The following is an 18,580-nucleotide window of genomic DNA, read 5'->3' as shown; positions in this document are numbered from 1 at the left end:
TTTTTAATTCTGATACGTCAGAATAATAGTCATTTATAAAATAAAAATATGAGGCAATTATATCTTGCATTCCTACTCACGTTGTCGTGTTTGGGCTATGCACAAACTACTATTACGGGAACTGTTACAGCTAAGGACAATGGTACTCCCATACCCTATGTTACTATAAATACAGATGGTAAAAATGGCACCAAGACTGATGCAGATGGTGTATATACTGTAGAAGTCAATGCGACTTCTACAAAATTAAAATTTTCGTACGTTGGTTATAAAACCCAGACAATTATAGTGGGAAGTCAACGTATTATTAATGTACAATTAGAATCAGATTCCGAAAATCTAAACGAGGTGGTTGTAACCGCTTTAGGTTTAAAACGAGAAGCCAAAGAATTAGGCTATGCTGTTCAAACTTTAAAAGCTAAAGATTTGACAGAGGTTAAAACAGTAAATTTTTTAGATAATTTAGCGGGTAAAGTTGCCGGTGTAACCATTACGCAAGGCGCAACCGGTGTTGGATCATCATCAAAAGTAACCATTCGTGGAGAATCATCTTTCTCTAATAATAATCCTTTATTTGTTGTAGACGGAATTCCAATTAACAATGAAACGGTCTTTAATTTCACCAATGAGGCTGCAGCTGGTTTTCAAGAAATTGACTATGGGAATGGTGCTATGGAAGTAAACCCAGATGATATTGAATCGGTTACGGTGTTAAAAGGACCTAGCGCTGCTGCATTGTACGGAACAAGGGCGTCAAACGGTGTAATCGTTATCAAGACCAAGGATGGTAATAAAAATAAAGGTTTTACCGTAAGCTTTAATACCTCGCTAACCGTTGATACAGCATTCAAATTACCTGAATTTCAGAATGAATACGGTCAAGGGAACTCAGGGGCTTTTGCATTCGTTAATGGTTTAGGAGGGGGAACGAATGACAATATTTCTTATTCTTGGGGACCGCGTTTGAACCAAGGAACTCTCATTCCTCAGTTTGATAGTCCAGTAGCCTTGCCTAATGGTACATTTGTACGTGGTGGAGATACCTCTTTATACAATGGACTGCCAATCACCCCTACTCCTTTTATATCACATCCTAATAATTTAAAGGATTTTTATCAAACAGGTAAAACGACCATCAACAATTTATCAATTTCAAACGGTTTTGAAAAAGGAGATTACCGTCTTTCATTTACTGATTTACGAAGCGAATCGATTATTCCCGGAGTAAATCTAGATAGGCAAACGGTTGCTGCCAAACTAAATTTTGAGCCATCGGACAAAACAACAATTTCAACTTCTATTAATTATGTTCACTCTAGTAGTGACAATAGACCTTCAAACGGATATGGAAGCGAAAACGTGAATTACTCCTTAGTAGGCTGGGGTCCAAGATCATTAGATATTAATAGTCTAAAAAATTATTGGCAACCAGGATTAGAGGGGATTCAACATTTCTCTTTTAATTATACCTTTTTTGATAACCCTTACTTCACTCTGTTAGAAAACCGAAACTCCTTTGAAAGAGATCGTATTTTTGGAAATATCCAATTGAAACAAGAAATAGCGAAAAATCTAACGTTTACGGTTCGATCAGGTATGGATTACAGTACAGAAACAAGACAAATGAGACGTAACTTTAGTAGCAATCGTTTTAAAAACGGTGGTTATGCAGAGCATGATGTTAAATATAGAGAGGTAAATACAGACTTCCTGTTAAATTATACTGCTGCGATAAGTGATTTTACTTTTGATGCCTCTTTTGGTGGAAATAGAATGGACAGACTAGCATCTACAAAACAAGCGCAAACGGTTAATTTAGCGCAACCTGGAATTTTCAATTTGAATAACGCAGCCTCACCTATTGAAGTATTTCAGTTTGAAAGTAAGAAACGAATTAACTCGTTGTATGGTGTTGCCAAAATAGGTTTTAAAGATTATTTATTTTTAGACATTACAGCTCGAAATGATTGGTCAAGTGCGTTAGCTACTCCCTTTTCAGTGAGCGGAACCTCGTTCTTTTATCCATCTGTATCAACTGGATTTATTCTATCTAATATAGTAAATCTACCCTCAAGTATCACATTTGCAAAACTTAGAGCAAGTGTTGCTCAAGTGGGAAATGATACAAGTCCATACCAAACTTCTGGCGCTTTCGTAGCACAGATACCGTTTAATGGCCAACCTACTTTTAGCAATCAAAACTTTATACCAAACGCTAATTTACGACCAGAACAAACTACTTCTTACGAATTAGGTACGGATATTCGTCTGTTTAAAGACCGATTAAATTTTGATTTCACTTATTATAACTCCAATACCACAGACCAGATCATTTCACTTCCCATTGCAATATCCTCCGGTTATAATCAGCAGGTTGTTAATGGTGGAAAAGTAAATACGCAAGGTATCGAAGTTATTTTGGGAGTTATTCCCATAAAAACTGAAAATTTCAAATGGAATACTACTTTCAATTTTGCAAGAAGTAGATCTGTCGTGAAAAACTTGCCTCAAGAAGGTGGGCGTTTAACTTTGGCTTATAGCCGAATCTATGACAGTGCTAACCAGACAGTCTGGTTTCAAGTTGAAGAAGGTGGACGAATTGGTGATATGTACGGAACCGGTTATTTAAAAAATGACAAAGGAGATTTTGTATTGACCAATGCAGGAAACTATATAGCCGACAATAATTTAAGAAAAATAGGAAATTACAATCCGGATTTCACTTTAGGATGGTCTAATAATTTCACTTACAAAAATTGGAATCTTAGCTTTTTACTTGATTGGCGACAAGGAGGAGAAATTGTTTCACGAACTAGAGCCTTAGGAAATGTAGGTGGACAATTAGCAGAAACTGCATACCGACCAGCGGGAGGAATTGTAGCTCAGGGTGTAATTAATACTGGTAGTACTACAAATCCAGTTTATACTCCTAATACAACTGCTATTTCTGCAGAGAGTTATTACCGACAATATTATGACCGTAACCATGAAGAGAACAATGTATATGATGCTTCCTTCTTAAAAATGCGCCAGTTTTCTATTGGATACGCTTTTAAAGTTAAAGAAGGCTTTTTCGGATTAACAAAAAGTCCTTCTTTTAATGCTTCTATTATCGGAAATAATCTTTTTGCTATCACTCAGAATCCGCATTTTGATCCAGAGCAGCTTGCAGTACAAGGAACAGGATTTGTTAGCGGTGTCGAAGATATGAGTTATGCAACTTCTAGAAGTATTGGTTTAAAACTTGGTGTAACCTTTTAATTTAAAAAAATGAAACAATTTATATACATAGTACTGTTTGCTGTTCTTTTTATAAGTTCAGGATGTACCAAGGATTTTGAAGAGATAAATACCAATACTAATGCTCCAAAATCAGTTCAACCCAGACTTCTCTTGAGACAAGTTATTTATAATTATGGAGAAAACATGAGTTATGAGGGCTTTGTGGCAGGTGATTTATTAGCACAGCACAGAACTGCTTTAGACTTTAATTTATTCGATCGTCATGCTTTAAAATCCCCCCAATTAGGTGGGAATCCTTGGTCAATTTTTTACAAAAACCTCAGAGATAACGAAATTATTCTGAAACAAGCGAGACAAACCACAACGCTAAAAGTGTACGAAGGCCCAGCATTGATACTCAAAGCATATATGGCCGCTGGTTTGACCGACTTATTTGGTGATGTACCTTATTTTAATGCTTTTAATGGTACCGAAGGTGAGGTAACACCTGCCTATGACAGTCAGCAAAGTATTTATTTAGACGAAAACGGAATTCTAGATAATTTAGATAAAGGTATAGCGGCAATTCAAGCTTATAATGATGCTATACCACTACAAGGTGATATATTATACAACGGTAACTTACAATCATGGGTTCGCTTTGCCAAGTCCCTAAAAATTAAATATCTAATTCGGATTTCAGGAAAAGTAAATGTAAGTACCAAGCTTCAAGCATTGTATAGCGAAGGCAATTACATCGTTTCAAACGCTCAAAATGCCGTATTTAGTTTTACAAATTCGGCACCAAATAGCTTTAGGTTAGCACAACTGCGAGTAGGTGATTTTAATAATTTTGTCCTATCTGAAACCATGGAAGATATTCTAGTTAATCTAAATGATACCAGAATAAAAACTTTATTCAGACCTTTTTCTAACTCAACTACAGGACAATACAATGGTTTACTTAACGGAATAAATTCGGCTACTACCTCAGTTGTATTAGCTAACTATTCTTTAGCAGGAACCATTTTTAGAGAAGATACTTCGACGCTTAAAGCAAATTTCATAACGGCTTGGGAAATTCAATTTGCTTTGGCAGAAGCCGCTCAAAAAGGAATGATAGTCGCTAATGGACAAACCTTATATGATAATGGTGTGACATTAGCTTTTCAATACTGGAACACTACTTTGCCTACCACCTATTTAACAGGATCTGCAGCTTATAATGCTCCAGGAACAACTCCTTTGCAACAAATTATTACGCAAAAGTGGATTGCTAACATCATAAACGGATATGAAGGCTGGATAGAATACAGAAGGACTGGTTTTCCTGCACTACGAACAATCTCTGCTAGTTTAAATAACAACATAATTCCTGTAAGAATGCCCTATCCTGCTGAAGAAGAAGCTTTGAATAGAGAAAATTACAACCTCGCTGCAGCTGCAACGGATAACAATAGTATTAATTTTCCAGTGTGGTGGAATAAATAATAAATAATGGATGTATTATATTGGCAATGGATCTTAATCATTGCATCTGGTTTGTTGTTTTTCTTTTTGTCACCTTTGGCAAAAACAACTGATCAATTTTTTAAAGCTATCAATAATAGTAAAGCACCAAATGGTTTGGTGCTTACTGGTAGCTTAATTATATCTTGGATTTTTGCTAAAAGCATTACTAATGCTGCTAATCTTGGTCTTGAATTTGGTATTATAGGCGGTATCGCGTACGCAGGATATTACTTGTCTTTTGCTGTAGCCGGAATTTTAATTTACAATCTACGAACAAAGGGAAATTACACTAGTATTCATGAATTTTTGACCACAAAATTTGGAAAAAATGCGATGCTTCTCTTTTCTGTTTTAATTGTTATTCGGCTTTTTAATGAGGTTTGGAGCAATACGATGGTTATAGGGACTTATTTTGGAGCGCAAGGATCATCCCCTTTTTATGCTGCTATACTAGTTTTTACACTATTAACACTTGCCTACTCCCTCAAAGGTGGTATGAGTAGTTCCATTTTTACAGATGCTATCCAGATGGTGTTATTTTCAGTATTGCTGATGATTATTTTGTGGAAGGTATTTTCCATGGAAAATTTTTCGGTCACCACAGTGGCTACTTCAAGTACTTGGAGTTTTGAGTTAGGGTTAAATTTATTTTTTGCTGCAATTTTGCAATCTTTTAGTTATCCATTTCATGATCCTGTTTTAACGGATAGAGCTTTCATAGCCTCGCCAAAAGTAACTAGAAAAAGCTTTTTGTGGGCGAGTTTATTGGGAGGTCTTTGTATTGTTCTTTTTAGTATTATTGGAGTTTATGCTAAAACGCAAGGAATGACTGGAGATGCCGCTTTTGAAGTAGGAAAAGCATTTGGTGTAGTGATTTTATTGGTTATAAATTTTATAATGATTACTTCAGCCGCGTCTACTCTTGATTCTACTTTTTCCTCTTTCTCAAAATTAGTTTCCTTAGATTTAAATTTGGGTAAATCAGTTACTTTTGGTAGACTTGCAATGGTAACCGTGGCGTTGCTTGGGACAATTCCTGTTTTTTTAGATGCAGAAATACTATCAGCTACTACTATCTCTGGAACCATGGTGATAGGATTAACTCCTGTTTTTTTGTTTTGGAACATGAGAGTACCTAAAATAAGTTTTTATTTAAGTGTGATTTGTGGAATCGTTTTCGGTTTTATTTTAGTTTTTAATTGGCTCCCAACCAACTTAATTTTTACTGATGGTAAGTATGCTGGCTTACTGTGGGTAAATATATATGGGATTTTAAGTTGTATCGTATTATATTGTGCACCAAAATGGATAAGAAAATAGAAAATATAGGCAAATTAACGGGCAAAGTTTTATTGTTTGGAGGTGTGTACAGCAATCTCCAAGCTTTAGAAGCAATAGCTGAAATTGCCAAAAAAGAAGGCATTAGTTCTCAAAATTGTATTTGTACTGGTGATATTATTGGGTATTGTGCGCAACCTGAAGAAACAATTTCATTTTTTAAAAATTGGAATGCGCGCAGTATAGCTGGTAATGTAGAAATTCAATTAAGTGAAAATGCGGAGGATTGTGGCTGCGATTTCACTAAAGGATCTCGCTGTGATGATTTTTCACAATTGTGGTACCCTTTTGCGAAAAGCAAATTATCTACTTCTTCTTTATCGTACATAAGTGAATTACCAGAGTTTATAACATTTGACTATGCTGATAAAAAAATAGCAGTAGTTCACGGCTCGTATTTTAATACTTCTGAATTTGTATTTAAATCGACTCCGTGGGACAAAAAAGCACCCAATTTTACAGTAACAGAAAGCGATGTAATTATCGCCGGCCATTGTGGGTTGCCCTTTAATGATAGGAAAGATGGGTTGCTATGGCTGAATCCTGGAGTAATAGGAATGCCTGCAAATGACGGCAAAAATTCAGTATGGTACATGATACTTGATGAAAAAGATGCCGAACTAACCTGTAAGCACCACCAACTCGATTATGACTATACAACAACTGCTAATTTGATGCACAAACATCAGCTTCCTCAGGAATACGCTACAACCATTATCAATGGCATTTGGGATAATATGGAAATTCTTCCTGAAACAGAAAGTAAACTACAAGGAAAACAAATTCAATTTAAAGATGAATAAAAACTTAATTCTCATATTTACACGAAATCCAGAACTTGGTAAAGTAAAAACACGATTAGCAGCTACAATAGGCAACGAAAATGCGCTTGAAATTTATATTCAATTACTAGAACATACTAAAAAAGTTGCCCTAGAAACACCTTACGATAAGCAGGTACTGTATTCGGAGGAGATCAATACTAACGACATGTGGGAAGCTAATTACTTTCAAAAAAAATTGCAAGTAGGAGTTGACTTAGGTGAGAGAATGTACAATGCTTTTCAAGGCGGATTTATTGATGGTTATGAGAAAATCGTAATTATTGGCTCTGATTTGATAGCTTTAGAAAGTTCTGATATTTCAAGTGCGATAAGCAACCTAGACGACAATGATATCGTAATAGGTCCTGCCGAAGATGGTGGCTATTACCTTTTAGGTATGAAAAAGGTTCCTGAAAACATTTTTAGTAATAAAGAATGGGGAACAGATACTGTTCTAAAAGATACTTTAGTAGATCTCGCAAGTTTAAAATACCTTTTACTGGAAGAAAAAAATGACATTGATACTTTTGAAGATATAAAAAATATTCCCTTTTTTAATAAATACACAATCTAATGACACAAGAAACAATAAATACAACGGTAGCATTTTTACATGAGAAAGGATTTCAAAAGCCTCAAGTTGGAATAGTTTTAGGAACAGGTTTGGGACAGCTAGTCAATCACCTAGAAATAGAGGTTGAAATTAACTATACCGATATTCCAAATTTTCCTGTTTCTACTGTAGAATTCCACTCTGGAAAATTACTATACGGAACTTTAGAAGGTAAAAAAACAATTGTGATGCAAGGTCGATTTCATTTGTATGAGGGCTATACGTTGCAAGAAATCACTTTTCCGGTTAGAGTATTAAAGGCGCTTGGAATTACAAGCTTATTAGTCTCTAATGCGGCGGGTGCCATTAATTTGTCTTATAAAAAAGGAGATTTAATGCTGCTTGACGATCATATCAATTTACAAGGTGGATCTCCATTAGCTTTTAAAAATGTTTCTGTTTTTGGGGAGCGTTTTACAGATATGTGCGCGCCATATGATGCCACATTAAATGAAAAAATGTTGGCTATAGCCAAAGAAAACAACATTGTATTACATAAAGGAATTTATGCTTCAGTTGTAGGGCCTCAATTAGAAACGAGATCAGAATACCGTTATTTGAAAATCATAGGAGCAGACGCTGTAGGAATGAGTACAGTACCCGAAGTTATCGTAGCAAATCATTTACAACTACCAGTTATTGCTGTTTCTGTATTGACAGATGAATGTGATCCAGATAATTTAAAACCTGTAAATATCCCTGAGATAATAGCAGTAGCGGGTGAAGCAGAACCAAAAATGATCACCCTTTTTAAAACATTAGTGAGTCAACTGTAATATATTTAAAGTGAAAAAATCAAAAATATGAGCTATTTAGATGCAACAAACGATTTATATAAAAATGCAGCTTTAACGCCAGATGTTGGTTTATGCTGCACCACTACTCCAATTTGGAAATTTCCTGGGTTGGAAATCCCTACAATTATGCAGGAGATGAATTATGGTTGTGGTAGTACCATTTCTGCACAAGATTTAATCAATAATCCTAAAGTTTTGTATGTGGGTGTTGGAGGCGGAATGGAATTACTTCAGTTTGCTTATTTCTCTCGCCAAAAAGGAGGTGTTGTGGGTGTAGATGTTGTAGACGAAATGCTGGAAGCTTCACGAAAAAATTTCTTAATAGCCGAAGAACAAAATGATTGGTTTAAAAGCGATTTCGTCGAACTTAAAAAAGGAGATGCGCTTAACTTACCAATCGAAGATGAAAGTATTGATATAGCAGCTCAAAATTGCTTGTTTAATATTTTTAAAACGGAAGATTTAAAAAAAGCGTTACAAGAAATGTATCGTGTTTTAAAACCTCACGGCCGATTAGTCATGAGTGATCCTACTTGCGAACAGGAAATGAATGACGATTTACGTAATGACGACCACCTGCGAGCGTTATGTTTAAGTGGTAGTATTCCCATAGCAGACTACATAAAAGCATTGACCGATGTAGGTTTTGGTACCATAGAAATTAGAGGTCGTAGACCTTATAGAATTTTAGATACTGAAAACTATCCAACAGACGAATTAATTTTTATCGAAAGTATCGAAGTTTGTGCTATAAAAGATCCTATGCCAGCAGATGGTCCATGTGTATTTACAGGAAAGGCAGCTATTTATTATGGTAAAGATGCTTATTTTGATGATAAGAACGGACATACTTTATTAAAAAATCAGCCAATCGCAATTTGCGACAAAACTGCTGCAGCAATTACAGCTTTAAACAGAAGCGACATTTTTATAAGCGAAAGCACCTATCATTATAATGGTGGTGGGTGTTGCTAAAGTAAAAATATAATTGAAGAATTGGCCCTCAAATAACAAGTCTATTTGAGGGTTTTTCTTTGATCAATAAATCTAAAATATCCGTAGAGCTAACTAAATAGCATAAAAAAACTCACTATCAATTGACAGTGAGTTTCTCTTTTTATTTCAATACAATAATTATTCTAACACAAAGCTAACACTAACGTTAGCCACAATATTTATTTCACCAACGGCTAGTGTTTCCCGTGGCTCAGCGCTATCACTTTTGGTCATGCGCATTGCTTCATACATAGGTTGTGGGTAATAATTTTGAGAATTGTCAGATATGGTTAAGGCCTTACCTACCTTCTGACCTAAAACTGATACATAATCGATTGCTTTTTGCTTCGCATCTTTCATAGCCATTTTTCTAGCTTCAGACTGGTATTGTTCCAATTTTGATGATTGAAATACGACATTATTAACTTTATTTATTCCTCCATCAACAAGGCCCTCCATTAATTCATCATACTTTGACAAATCTCTTAATAGAATTTCGATTGTTTGAGTGGCATTGTAAGTAGTTTTCTTTTTCTCATAATCATAAACAGGGTTTAAAGAAACGCGCTTCGTCTTATAATCAGTAGGAGCTAAATTCATTTTTCTAATCAACTTGAGCACCACTTCTATTTGCTGATCATTTTGTCTTTTAACTTCTTTAGCATTATTTCCTCTTGTATCTACTGTAGCAGTTATAGTTGCTTCATCTGGAACAACTTTAATTTTCCCTTCACCACTTACATTGATTTGGGGAATTTGTTTTATCTCTTGACCATAAGAAAGAGTCATTAAAAACATCGATAGAATTAATAGTGCTTTTTTCATTTTCTAAATATTTGTGATTCTTAGATGATTATTTCAAAAGGCGTGCCATTAAATTTTACCAAGCTTCGCCATAACGAATAAAACAACAATAGGTATGGTTAGTAATACGACCATCAAGGTGTTCTCTACAATTAAATGAGGGTTTGTAGCTAATGTAATTAGATAGCCACCTATTGCCCCTCCAAAATGGGCAGTATGTCCTATATTATCATTTTTAGCTCTCATTCCATAAATCGAATATAGTAAATAAAGAATACCAAAAATATAAGCAGGCATCGGAATTACAAAAAAGATACCGAGCATCATATCAGGCTGTAATAGGATTGCTGAGTACAAAACTCCTGTAACTGCTCCCGATGCTCCTATTGCTCGATAGTTGTAATCGTTTTTATGAAAAACTAAAGTTAATAAACTCCCTACAAGCAAACTTCCAAAATAGATTATTATAAAAGATAAACTTCCTAGATAAGCAATTACCACTGGTGCAAAAAAGTAAAGTGTAATCATATTAAAAATTAAATGACCAAAATCAGCATGCAAAAAACCAGATGATAACATTCTAATTTGATCCCCCGAGCGCACGCTGCCCATGTGAAATTCATATTTTCTAAAAAATGTAATATCATTAAATCCTTTGTAGCTAAATAAAACATTTGCCAGTATAATCGAAATCAAAACAGTATTCATAAATTTAATTTAATGTGAAATGTAAAGATAGTAATTCTCGATGTGATCCCTACCTAGCTACCTTGCATTATTAATGACCTAATCATTTTTGACTTATCTTTGTATAAAAATTTAGAATGCAATTTATTGTTTACATTTTAGCATACCCTTTTCTTTGGATCATTTCAATCTTACCCTTTCGCATACTATATTGGATATCTGATGGTTTGTATTTTTTAGTATATTATGTTATTGGTTATCGTAAAAAAGTAGTTCTAGACAATTTACAGTTAACTTTACCTCATCTGAGCACAAAAGAGCGTCTTGATATTGAAAAAAAATCGTACCTCCATTTTTGTGATCTATTTCTAGAAATGGCGAAAACAATGACTATCTCCTCCGAGGAAATAAATAAACGTTTTGTTATTACTAACTTAGATTTGTTGAAAGAGTATGAACTAAAGGAAAAAAGCATCATGCTATTTGTTTCTCACTACGCTAGCTGGGAGTGGTTAGTGGCGGTGAATAAAAAAATAAGTTTTAGAGGTTTTGCCGTTTACAAAAGGGTAAACAATAAATACTTTGATCAATTAGTCAAAAAAATACGGTCTAGATTCAATACCACATTAGTCGTTAACAACGAAACTATACCGCTTATAGCTAACAATCAGAGAAATAAAGTTTTTTCTATGTATGGCATTCCAAGCGATCAGTCTCCTACTCTGAATCGAATTGTACATAAAGAACGTTTTATGGGAATTGATGTACCTGTGCATATTGGTGGGGAAACTTTAGCAAAAAAATACGATTTGAATGTGCTTTACGCCAAAGTTTCAAAAGTGAAAAGAGGTTACTATGAATGTACATTGATTCCGTTGAGTGATGATGTAAAATCAGTTCCTAATTTTGAAATAACAAACACATATTTGAGAGAAGTCGAAAAGCAAATAAATGCAGCTCCTGAATATTATTTCTGGACGCACAGACGTTGGAAACACCGCCTTAAATAATTAGTTTAACTTAAATAATTTGGATCTAAATAGACGCAAAATGAATTTAAAAATCAACAATAGATTTAGTACAGAGTTACCTGCTGATCCAGATGAAACGAACGAAACTCGACAAGTAAAAAACGCTTGTTTTTCATTTGTTTTACCTAAAAAAGTATCTAACCCTTCACTGGTACATGTTTCTCAGGAAGTAGCCTCATTGATAGGAATAACTGAGAAAGATGTAGAATCGGAAGAATTTATAAATGTATTTTCTGGTAAAACAATTTTACCCAATACTAGGCCATATGCTATGAGTTATGCGGGGCATCAATTTGGTAATTGGGCGGGGCAATTGGGTGATGGTAGAGCTATTGTTTTGACTGAAATCGATGTTAACAACACCAATTACACCTTGCAATTAAAAGGAGCTGGAATGACTCCTTATTCCCGTAGAGCAGATGGTTTAGCAGTATTACGCTCTTCTATTAGAGAGCATTTGTGCAGTGAGGCTATGTTTCATTTAGGCATACCCACTACGCGATCACTATCATTAATTCTGACTGGAGATCAAGTTCTACGCGATGTAATGTATGACGGCAATCCAGCCTATGAAAAAGGCGCTGTAGTTTGCAGAGTGGCACCATCCTTCATACGTTTTGGGAATTTTGAACTTTTTTCTTCTCAAAATGACCTAAAAACGTTAAAGCTACTAGCTGATTTTACTATCAAATATTATTTTCCCGATATTAAAGGAAGTAATAAAGGGAGTTATGTCGCTTTACTTGAATCAGTCGCAAATCTAACTAGAGAAATGATTGTTCATTGGCAGCGTGTAGGTTTTGTTCATGGTGTAATGAATACAGATAATATGTCTATTTTAGGTCTTACTATCGATTATGGCCCTTATGGATGGTTAGAAGATTACAACCCTAATTGGACACCTAACACTACTGATCGTGAAAATCGCCGATATCGCTTTGGTAACCAACCAGAAATAGCGCTTTGGAATTTATACCAGTTAGCTAATGCTCTATATCCCTTGGTAAATGAAGCAGCTCCTCTAGAAAAAATATTAGAAGATTTTCAAAATAGCTATCAAATGGATTACCATGCTATGATGTTAAGTAAATTAGGGTTAAACAACAAAGAGGAAAACGACGAACAACTTATTGCAATTCTAAAGGAAAACCTTCAACTTACAGAAACGGATATGACTATTTTTTTTAGAAACTTAAGTCAGTTCAAAAAAGAAGAGTCAGAAGAAAAAGCATTGCAGATCGTTTCTGATGCTTTTTATAAACCTGCAGAAGTTATTGCACCGATAAAAGAATCGTGGTTGTATTGGTTTAGTTTGTATCGCAACAGACTTCAAAAGGAATCTATGACAGATGAAAACCGAAAAATTGCTATGGATGGGACCAATCCAAAGTACGTTTTACGTAATTATATGGCGCAATTAGCCATTGAAGCAGCTGAAAAAGAGGACTATGCTTTAATCGATGAACTACATCTTTTATTAAAAAACCCGTACCAAGAACAAGAAAAATATTCAAAATGGTTTACTAAAAGACCTGATTGGGCTAGAGAAAAAGTAGGTAGTTCTATGCTATCATGCAGTTCTTAATAATTCTAAAATTAAAAAGAGCCATTTGCATATGCAAATGGCTCTTTTTAATTAATCATATATTTTTAAATTGAAAACCAGCCTTTCACTAACTCATCTTCTAACGGTTTAGCAGCCTGATGTACAAATTCATTTGAATCTTTATTATAGGTATATTCGCTAGCCCAAGTCTCATGATTTGCTGCTAATGCTTTAATACTATCACAAACCATTTCTATTTCAGCTGTAGTTGTTGTAGGGTGAACAGACATTCTAATCCATCCTGGTTTTCTAATTAAATCTCCCAGGCTTATTTCATCAATCAATTTATTTGACGTTTCTTGATCTACATGCAATAAAAAGTGTCCATAAGTGCCTGCACAACTGCAACCACCACGAGTTTGAATTCCAAATTTATCATTAAGCATTTTAACACCTAGATTAAAATGTAAGTCATCAATATAAAATGAGATTACTCCCAAACGATCTTGATGTTGTCCTGCCAAAATTTTAATATTAGGAACAGCTCCTAATTCTGCAAAAATATAATCAACTAATTCATGCTCTCTATTTAATATATTCTCGATACCCATTTCCTCCTTAACCTGGATTGCAAGTGCAATTTTGATAACCTGCATGAACCCCGGAGTACCTCCATCTTCTCTGTCTTCAATATTATCGATAAATTTATGTTCACCCCACGGGTTTGTCCAAGATACGGTTCCTCCACCCGGATTATCAGGAACTAAATTTTGGTACAATTTTTTATTAAAAAGTAAGACACCTGATGTACCAGGACCACCTAGAAATTTATGTGGAGAAAAAAAGATAGCATCTAGATAGCCTTCCTCTTCATTTTCTGGATGCATATCAATAGGAACATAGGGACCAGAACAGGCAAAATCTACAAAACAAAGACCATTATGCTGGTGCATAATTTTGGCAACTTCATGATAAGGCGTTCGTATACCCGTAACATTAGAGCAGGACGTTATTGATGCTATTTTAAAAGGCCTGTGGTCGTATTGCTCAAGTATTTCTTCTAAGTTTTCGATACTAAACAAACCATCTTCGGTTGACGGAATAACCACTACATCAGCGATAGTCTCGATCCATGAAGTTTGGTTAGAATGGTGCTCCATGTGCGAAATAAAAACAATTGGTCTTTTTTCTGCAGGAATGTTGATAAAATCTTTTAAATTCTCAGGAACTTTAAGACCTAAAATGCGTTGAAACTTATTTACAACACCTGTCATTCCCGTTCCATCGGTAATTAAAATATCATTTGCATTTGCATTGACATGACTTTTTATAATCTGCCTCGCTTTATGGTAAGCCTTTGTCATTGCTGTACCTGAAACAGTGGTCTCCGTATGAGTGTTGGCAACAAAAGGACCAAACTCATTCATAAGTTTTTCTTCTATTGGTCGGTACAAACGTCCGCTTGCAGTCCAATCAGTATAAATGATTTTTTTTTCTCCAAAAGGAGAAGTAAACTTTTGATCAATTCCGATAATGTTTTTTCGGAATTTCTGGAAATATAATTCGAGTTGAGTTTGATTTTCTGTGGTAGTCATTATCTAACAATTTGCTTCAAAGATATTTAATTTTGCGCAATCTACAGTTATAGAAACACTGGAATTTAGCAAAATCCTATTCTATTTAAATGAAAATTAACCGCTTAAAATTATCAACTACTGCATAAAAAAAGCTCTTTTGATAATTAATTACCAAAAGAGCTTTTTTAAAATAGTGATTGACTGTTACAAATCAAATCCTAAAGAAAACTGTAACACTCTATTAAATGCCTTATCGTTCGTGTCGTATAAATCACCTAAACCAAGATGGTATCTTACACCTAAACTAATTCCAGCATCTATTTTAAAACCAGCACCGAAATTCATTCCCCAATCAAATTTTTGAGGATCATATTCTCGTGAAGCGGTGATAAAACCATCATAAGCTTCCTTATGAGAAATTGCTAGACCTATTTGCGGTCCCGCTTCAAGGAAAAAGTTTTTTGATGGATATGCTTTTAGCATAATTGGCAAATTTATATAATCTAATTTTTGCGTAAAAGTTCCATTCGAATTTGTAATCTCATATCCTTGCTGCGAGTACATTAATTCGGGTTGGATAGAAAAACTATTACTGATAAACGATTCTCCATATACTCCTAAATGAAAACCATTACGTTGATCGGTTTCTCCATTTCCATCAAAACTAACTGATGCTAAGTTATACCCTCCTTTTATACCTCCTGTAGATTTAGAGGAACTGTTTTCTTGTGCATTAACAGAAAATAGTATTCCGCAAAGTAATGCTAAGGTTATAAATGTTTTTTTCATGATCTCTATTTTAAAGTTACTACTACTCTACTCTTTTCTCTATTTCCCACCATTTGCTTTTAGATCTGCTAAGCATTGGGCATCTAATGTCGGTGCAGAACCTCCAGAAAGCATATTCATCATTCCACTACTAGATTCTGCTTGCCAAAACATCAAACAAGTTTGTGTAATACAATGTTTAGGATGGTCCTTATCTTCATGATCAGTTTGCATAGTTGTACCTAAATTAGTCAAACCTAAAATATGACCAAACTCATGGTTTACAACCGTCGATTCTACCAAACTTCTATTGGGCTTTAAAGGACTATTAGTAAGCGATTGAACTGTTTCTTCAAAAATAACTATTGATGTATTTCTGTATGCCGTACCTATTACAAAGTTATTCCCCGAGTCACCATCAGAAGCTCCATCAGTAAAAAATAACCAAACTGCAATTTGATCAGCTGTATTGTACTTCGTTCTGTTAGCATCTTCAATGGCGATAATATCGGTAGTTGTGTAAGTTGCTTTTCCAGGCGAAGGAATAGCTCTTTTTACTACAGTTATACCTTGCGGTTTAAAAGTTCTATTATTTAAAAAAGCAACAAAATCATTAATGGCAGCAGTTGTTGGCTCAAAACCTTGTACATAAACAACCTCTATGACCATACTTTTAAAAATGTTATCCGATAACAAATCATAGGCAGAACTTCCAGTTGCTTTTTTATTATTAGAAACTGTAAATCCATTAGATGCCATTTCACCAACATTATCGTCTTTTGAGCAAGAAATTGATAAGACTAAAAAGAGTACTACTATTAATTTTTTCATTTTTTACTTTTAATTTAATTGTCAAAGTAGCTTACTTCAAAAGGGCTACTTCGACAATTTATTATGATTTTATATTTGTCTCAACACTAACGTTACAGCAGCATTTGTTGAACTTTGTAAATTAATAGATGTTGCGTTAAAACTTGTTACTTTCCACGTATTGTTTAAAAGATTAAAGGATGCGTTTCCTGAAAATGTTAATTTTAAAAACACATCAGTTTGTGAACTTGCTGCATAGGTTCCATTTGCCGCAGTTGTCAAACCATTGAAAACTTTGATTGACATGTCATTTGCGAAATCAATTGTAAAATCTTTGTATGTGTTTGCCGTATCAACTCCTGCACTTACAAATGATTGTACCTTAAATGTACCATTCACTAAAATAGTTTCCATTTGTTTTTTACTTTGAACAGCAGCTTCGATTGTAGCCTTCGTTTTTATAGAAGCTTCAATTGCAGCTTTAAATTCTGCATCACTAGAAACCGTTGATTTAGTTCCATCAATAAACGTTAATGATAGAGGGTATGCAACAGAGTATAATTCCGTGCTGCTTACTGTACTCATGTACGTATATAATTGTTGATTGGATGTAATCACTAAACTACCTGTTTGTTGGAAACTAGTATTGTAAGTTAAAATTGTTAGTGGGAAACTAATTTTCACTGAAGAAATAGCACTTTGACCTGATGATTGAGCAGAAGTACATCCATTTACAATTGCATTGTATTCTGATTGACTATTAACCACTACTTCAGTATAGGTACTTGTTTTTACTTTCAAAGGAAATTGAAGAACAACTGAGTCTTGGTCATTATTGAATTGTCCCAAAATAGAAATTACTTGTTGGTAATCTAATTGTGTAAGTAAAGTAACTCTCGTTCCATTCACTGTAGCTACAGCTGGAAGTACGATAGACGAACAAGAAGTACCGTCTAACATATCATCTTCAGATCCATCAAACATTGCAGTTCGCTTAAAATTAGTTGTAGCGGTAGAATTTGCTCCGTTAGTATTCGGGTTCTGTCCATCAACTTCGTTTACTTCACTTTGACAAGAAGTAAATCCAAATAATGCAATAGCTGCGATTCCTGTAATAGTTTTTAAAGTTTTCATGTTTTTAAAATTTATAGTTATTTACTTTTATTTAATGCTTCAAGCGCATTTCTATAAGTAAGACAACCATCATTTATTTTACCCTACCACAATTTTTAAATTTTTTATTTTTTTTTTGTGAATGTATGGCTTCATTACAAAAGTACAGGAAAGCATTGAGAAAGTATTATTACTGGCGATTAGTTGGTATTCTTTTTTGAACAATAAAAAATAAATAATAAAGGCATTTTGATATTATATTTTCAAGAAAAATAAAAAATAGAGCACTATAAATAAACACTTACTTTTTGATGGAATAACGAAGCTGTATGGTCGCTCTTTATTTTAATCAAAAAAAATAATTTACATTTACCCACCAATTAAAAGAGTACAATTTCTATGAGTCATGACAAGCAATCACTTTGCGAACAGGTAAACTTTAATGAAATCTATTTAAAAAATGTACAAGCAGCAACCAATTTTGCCTATTATAAATGTGGCGATCGTGATGCTGCTTTAGATATTGTTCAAGATGCTTTTGCAAAAATTTGGGAACATTGTTCACAAATTGATTATCACAAGGTAAAAACGTATTTGTTTACTACTGTGAATAACTTATTTTTAAATACTATCAAGCATCAAAAAGTTGTTTTGGCTTATGCCAAAGATACGCCTAACCTAGATCGTACCAACCAAAGTCCAGAATATATTTTAGAAGAAGAAGAATTCAAAGTTAAACTTCAAAACGCAATTGCATCCTTAAGTGAAGCACAAAGAGAAGTCTTTTTAATGAATAGAATAGACGGAAAAAAATACCGAGAAATAGCCGAACTACTTGATATTTCTCAAAAAGCAGTTGAGAAAAGAATGTCAGGTGCCTTAAAGCTATTAAAAGCACAAATAGAGAACATATAAATAATTGATAGCAAGTAGGGTAATTTT

The 18,580-nt window shown here is 34.2% G+C and carries 16 protein-coding genes; 10 read left to right on the top strand and 6 right to left on the bottom strand.

Annotation, left to right across the window (positions count from 1 at the left end; genetic code table 11):
- Positions 1–48: 48 nt before the first annotated feature.
- Genes H8R22_RS09505 through arsM form a run of 7 tightly spaced genes read left to right on the top strand, consistent with a single transcriptional unit; the run spans position 49 to position 9,281 of the window.
- On the top strand, positions 49–3,261 hold the full coding sequence (locus tag H8R22_RS09505; RefSeq protein ID WP_187010223.1) for a SusC/RagA family TonB-linked outer membrane protein: 3,213 nt from the start codon (positions 49–51) through the stop codon (positions 3,259–3,261).
- A 9-nt stretch (positions 3,262–3,270) separates the two neighbouring features.
- Complete coding sequence (locus H8R22_RS09500) at positions 3,271–4,713, top strand: SusD/RagB family nutrient-binding outer membrane lipoprotein (RefSeq protein WP_187010222.1); 1,443 nt, start codon at positions 3,271–3,273, stop codon at positions 4,711–4,713.
- 6 nt (positions 4,714–4,719) lie between these two features.
- Positions 4,720–6,054 (top strand): sodium:solute symporter family transporter, encoded by a 1,335-nt coding sequence (locus H8R22_RS09495; protein ID WP_187010221.1) that lies wholly within the window; start codon positions 4,720–4,722, stop codon positions 6,052–6,054.
- Positions 6,039–6,875: a metallophosphoesterase family protein gene (locus tag H8R22_RS09490; protein WP_187010220.1), complete on the top strand. Its 837-nt coding sequence runs from the start codon at positions 6,039–6,041 to the stop codon at positions 6,873–6,875. The genes H8R22_RS09495 and H8R22_RS09490 overlap by 16 nt, the downstream gene beginning before the upstream one ends.
- Complete coding sequence (locus H8R22_RS09485; protein WP_187010219.1) at positions 6,868–7,470, top strand: TIGR04282 family arsenosugar biosynthesis glycosyltransferase; 603 nt, start codon at positions 6,868–6,870, stop codon at positions 7,468–7,470. The genes H8R22_RS09490 and H8R22_RS09485 overlap by 8 nt, the downstream gene beginning before the upstream one ends.
- Entirely contained in the window at positions 7,470–8,285 is an 816-nt protein-coding gene (locus tag H8R22_RS09480) for a purine-nucleoside phosphorylase (RefSeq protein ID WP_187010218.1), read from the top strand. The genes H8R22_RS09485 and H8R22_RS09480 overlap by 1 nt, the downstream gene beginning before the upstream one ends.
- Positions 8,286–8,312: 27 nt before the next feature.
- Complete coding sequence (gene arsM, locus H8R22_RS09475; protein WP_187010217.1) at positions 8,313–9,281, top strand: arsenosugar biosynthesis arsenite methyltransferase ArsM; 969 nt, start codon at positions 8,313–8,315, stop codon at positions 9,279–9,281.
- A gap of 159 nt (positions 9,282–9,440) precedes the next feature.
- Here arsM and H8R22_RS09470 read toward each other — a convergent pair whose 3' ends face one another.
- Positions 9,441–10,127, bottom strand: coding sequence for an SIMPL domain-containing protein (locus tag H8R22_RS09470; protein ID WP_187010216.1), 687 nt, complete (start codon positions 10,125–10,127; stop codon positions 9,441–9,443).
- Positions 10,128–10,175: 48 nt separating this feature from the next.
- Positions 10,176–10,814 (bottom strand): rhomboid family intramembrane serine protease, encoded by a 639-nt coding sequence (locus H8R22_RS09465; RefSeq protein WP_187010215.1) that lies wholly within the window; start codon positions 10,812–10,814, stop codon positions 10,176–10,178.
- 116 nt (positions 10,815–10,930) lie between these two features.
- Between H8R22_RS09465 and H8R22_RS09460 the strand changes: the two genes are divergently transcribed.
- Positions 10,931–11,803 carry a lysophospholipid acyltransferase family protein gene (locus H8R22_RS09460; protein WP_187010214.1) on the top strand — a complete coding sequence of 291 codons (873 nt, stop codon included), beginning with the start codon at positions 10,931–10,933 and terminating at the stop codon, positions 11,801–11,803.
- Positions 11,804–11,843: 40 nt separating this feature from the next.
- Entirely contained in the window at positions 11,844–13,409 is a 1,566-nt protein-coding gene (locus H8R22_RS09455) for a protein adenylyltransferase SelO (RefSeq protein ID WP_187010213.1), read from the top strand.
- Positions 13,410–13,474: 65 nt separating this feature from the next.
- Here H8R22_RS09455 and H8R22_RS09450 read toward each other — a convergent pair whose 3' ends face one another.
- The 4 genes from H8R22_RS09450 to H8R22_RS09435 all read right to left on the bottom strand — a co-directional run bounded on the left by H8R22_RS09450 (position 13,475) and on the right by H8R22_RS09435 (position 17,659).
- Positions 13,475–14,965, bottom strand: a complete 1,491-nt coding sequence (locus H8R22_RS09450) for an aminotransferase class V-fold PLP-dependent enzyme (protein ID WP_187010212.1) — start codon at positions 14,963–14,965, stop codon at positions 13,475–13,477.
- Positions 14,966–15,151: 186 nt separating this feature from the next.
- Positions 15,152–15,736: a porin family protein gene (locus tag H8R22_RS09445; protein ID WP_187010211.1), complete on the bottom strand. Its 585-nt coding sequence runs from the start codon at positions 15,734–15,736 to the stop codon at positions 15,152–15,154.
- Between the two features lie 39 nt (positions 15,737–15,775).
- On the bottom strand, positions 15,776–16,546 hold the full coding sequence (locus H8R22_RS09440) for a membrane metalloprotease (protein ID WP_187010210.1): 771 nt from the start codon (positions 16,544–16,546) through the stop codon (positions 15,776–15,778).
- 69 nt (positions 16,547–16,615) lie between these two features.
- Positions 16,616–17,659, bottom strand: coding sequence for a hypothetical protein (locus H8R22_RS09435; protein WP_187010209.1), 1,044 nt, complete (start codon positions 17,657–17,659; stop codon positions 16,616–16,618).
- Between the two features lie 378 nt (positions 17,660–18,037).
- Between H8R22_RS09435 and H8R22_RS09430 the strand changes: the two genes are divergently transcribed.
- Positions 18,038–18,553: an RNA polymerase sigma factor gene (locus H8R22_RS09430; RefSeq protein WP_187010208.1), complete on the top strand. Its 516-nt coding sequence runs from the start codon at positions 18,038–18,040 to the stop codon at positions 18,551–18,553.
- The last annotated feature ends 27 nt before the right edge of the window (positions 18,554–18,580 follow it).

It is taken from the genome of Flavobacterium kayseriense (assembly GCF_014305095.1).
Lineage (GTDB): Bacteria > Bacteroidota > Bacteroidia > Flavobacteriales > Flavobacteriaceae > Flavobacterium > Flavobacterium kayseriense.
Note: the sequence above shows the minus strand (reverse complement) of the source record. Positions and strands in the feature narration are given on the sequence as shown.